Source organism: Caulobacter vibrioides, assembly GCF_002858865.1.
GTDB lineage: Bacteria > Pseudomonadota > Alphaproteobacteria > Caulobacterales > Caulobacteraceae > Caulobacter > Caulobacter vibrioides.
The window spans coordinates 1-2,792 of record NZ_PJRR01000024.1 but is presented as its reverse complement, the minus strand read 5'-3'; the positions used below and the strand labels follow the sequence as shown (position 1 = coordinate 2,792).

Here is a 2,792-nt window from a genome sequence, read left to right as displayed (position 1 = left end):
CCCCAGGGTCGTTTTCACTCGCCCGGCGCTCGACCACCGCCGGGTCGCTGGGGCCGAACAGCAGCCAGGCGTCGTCGAACGCTTCGCCCTCCTCACGCTCGACCCGCATCATGGCGGCCAGCCAGCCGGCGCCGGTCATTCGCAGAACCATCGTCGTCTCCTTCGCGATGATGCATTTGAGAATGAATTGCAAAAAAGAGTCTGGCAAGGCCCTTAAGGGCTCGCGCGGCGCCGGGCGGCAAGGGTTGCTGGGGAAATATTCTCGACAGAATTCGCGATCTGGAGAAATCAGCAAAAAGACCTGCGACGGTATTTCTCTTGATATCCCCAGAAAAATCCTGTTTATGGTTGTATCGAATTCGCTGCCGCTCGGCCTGCTTTTCCTTGCTCCTGGACCAGGAGCGCCGGACGCGCCTACCGAACTTCCAACGAAATTTGATCGTCGACCGGGCGTTCCGGACGACGAACACCTATGCCTACAAGGAACATCCCCATGGCGACTGGAACCGTGAAGTGGTTCAACTCCACCAAGGGCTTCGGCTTCATCCAACCCGACAACGGCGGCGCGGACATCTTCGTCCACATCTCGGCCGTTGAGCGCTCGGGCCTCGGCTCGCTGAACGAAGGTCAGAAGATCTCGTACGAGCCCGAAGTCGACCGCCGCAGCGGCAAGACCTCGGCCGGCCAGCTGCAAGCGGCCTAAAGCCCGCAGCGAGCCCTACGGGTTCGAGACTATGACAGGCCGGCGCTTGCGCCGGCCTGTTTTCGTTTGGGGCAATTCCCTTGCAGGCGCGCGGCGGCTAATCATCGCTCGAGCCGTTTCGGAGACGCTTTCCATGCGGGCCTTTCGCGTTCTGGCCGCCTTGATGGTCGGACTTATGCTGTCGGCCTGCGGGACGGTGTCGCGCGAAGCCTTTACGGCGCAGGATATCGGCGCGGCCGCGCCGCAGGGCCTCTCGGACGTGCGGTTCAGCGCCGCCGACCCCGCTGCGGGCCTGAAGTTCGCGCAGGAGGTCCACGACCATACCGCCGGCCGCAAGGTCAATGTGCTGGCGATCTCGGGCGGCGGCTCGAACGGGGCCTATGGAGCGGGCATCCTGGTGGGGTGGACGGCGGCGGGGAACCGCCCCGACTTCGACATCGTCACCGGCGTCTCGACCGGCGCCCTGACCGCGCCCTTCGCCTATCTGGGCAAGGACTGGGACCGCCGCCTGACCGAGGCCTACACCAGCGACGCCGCCGATCGGATCCTGGAAAAGCGGGGGCTGGACCTGTTCTTCAATCCCAGCATTTTCCGCAACCACGCCCTGCGGGATCTGGTTGCCAAATATGTCGACCCGCCGCTGCTGTATGCGATCGCGGTCGAGCACGCCAAGGGGCGGCGGCTGATGATCGCCACCACCAATCTCGACACCGAAGAGACCATGATCTGGGACATGGGCGCGATCGCCTCGCGCGGCGACGCGGCGGCCCTGCAGCTGTTTCGCGACGTCCTGGTGGCCTCGGCGGCCATTCCGGGCGTCTTTCCGCCGATCCTGATCGAGGTCGAAGGCGGCGACCGCAAGCTCTCGGAGATGCATGTCGACGGCAGCGTCACGACGCCGTTCTTCGTCGCGCCCGAGACCTTGCTGCTGTCGATCCTGCCCGGTCGCGACCAGACGGGGCCGGGCGAGGTGTCGGTGATCGTCAACGGCCAGATCGACGGCGGCTTCGGCTTCACCAAGGGCGACACCCTGTCGATCCTGGGGCGCTCGTGGATCGCCATGAGCAAGGCCCAGTTGCGCACGCACCTGACGGCCAACGCCGCCTTCACCCGGCGCAACGGCGGGGTGTTCCGCTACACGGCCATTCCCGACCACGCCAAGGGCGATTTCTCGGGCCTGGACTTCGCCTCGGAAGGCCGCCGGGCGCTGTTCACGCTGGGCTACGACCTGGGCAAGTCCGGTGGCGCGTGGGCGGCGCCGGCGGATCCTTCGGCGGAGGTCGAGGGGGCGGCCCCTAGCCCCAGCCCGGCGGCGGCGGGCCATTGAGGTCGGCCAGCTGCGCGGCCAGGGCCTTCTGGAAGGCCGGCCGGGCCGTGCAGCGGTCGCGATAGGCGACCAGGGTCGGGGTCTCCGCCAGCATGGCGTCCGGCGCTTGGCGCAGCACGTCGGCCACCAGAAGATCGCCGGCGGTGAAGGTCTCGCCGTCCAGATAGGTCTTGGCGCCCAGCCGCGCGGCCAGCTGACCCAAGCGCTGGCACACCCAGCGCTCGACCTTGGGCCGCGCGCCCTCGGTCCAGGCCTGGCCGGCGCTGAAGATGTTCAGCTCGGCCAACTGCAGCAGCGGGACCTCCAGCGTGTTCAGCGCGCAGAACATCCAGCCGATCGCCCGGGCCCGGGCGGCCGGATCCCTGGGCAGCAGCCGCTCATCCTGCTCGGCGATGTGCAGCACGATCGCGCCGCTCTCGAACAGCTGGACCTCGCCGTCGTCATAGGCCGGCACCTGGCCGAACGGCTGCTTGGCGCGATAGGCGGTCTTGTCCTGGTGCAGCACGGTCTCGACCGCATAGGGCCGGCCCAGCTCCTCCAGCGCCCAGCGAATCCGCAGGTCGCGCACCAGACCGCGGGCGGGCGGCGGAACCCAGTTGTAGGCGGAAATGACGGGGGTCATGGCGCGGTCTCCAGATAGGCGACGCGCCGACCATAACCCGGACGCCGCCGCTCGTCGCCTTCGCCCCTTCGATCTGCTTGGGACGGATGGGGGAGGGGGGGGTTCTGGAGGGATACTGGAGATTGCTAGCGACCCTCGGC

General features: G+C 67.4%; 4 protein-coding genes. 2 read left to right on the top strand and 2 right to left on the bottom strand.

Annotated elements, in window-relative coordinates; all coding sequences use genetic code 11:
* The coding region (locus CVUC_RS19960; protein ID WP_170013913.1) for a hypothetical protein at positions 1 to 151 on the bottom strand (151 nt) is incomplete at its 3' end.
* 342 nt (positions 152 to 493) lie between these two features.
* Between CVUC_RS19960 and CVUC_RS18595 the strand changes: the two genes are divergently transcribed.
* The gene (locus CVUC_RS18595) at positions 494 to 703 is read left to right on the top strand and encodes a cold-shock protein (RefSeq protein ID WP_010920741.1); all 210 of its coding nucleotides are present in this window, start codon (positions 494 to 496) and stop codon (positions 701 to 703) included.
* 133 nt (positions 704 to 836) lie between these two features.
* The gene (locus CVUC_RS18590) at positions 837 to 2,030 is read left to right on the top strand and encodes a patatin family protein (RefSeq protein WP_096034074.1); all 1,194 of its coding nucleotides are present in this window, start codon (positions 837 to 839) and stop codon (positions 2,028 to 2,030) included.
* On the opposite strand, the gene CVUC_RS18585 is transcribed toward CVUC_RS18590, so the two are convergent.
* The gene (locus CVUC_RS18585) at positions 1,999 to 2,652 is read right to left on the bottom strand and encodes a glutathione S-transferase family protein (protein ID WP_096034073.1); all 654 of its coding nucleotides are present in this window, start codon (positions 2,650 to 2,652) and stop codon (positions 1,999 to 2,001) included. The two genes, CVUC_RS18590 and CVUC_RS18585, sit on opposite strands and share 32 nt — an antisense overlap.
* Positions 2,653 to 2,792 lie beyond the last annotated feature (140 nt).

What these genes read in the sequence shown, in the direction of transcription:
- CVUC_RS18595 (WP_010920741.1), top strand. Translation starts at nt 494, where the DNA reads ATGGCGACTGGAACCGTGAAGTGGTTCAACTCCACCAAGGGCTTCGGC.
- CVUC_RS18590 (WP_096034074.1), top strand. Translation starts at nt 837, where the DNA reads ATGCGGGCCTTTCGCGTTCTGGCCGCCTTGATGGTCGGACTTATGCTG.
- CVUC_RS18585 (WP_096034073.1), bottom strand. Translation starts at nt 2,652, where the DNA reads ATGACCCCCGTCATTTCCGCCTACAACTGGGTTCCGCCGCCCGCCCGC.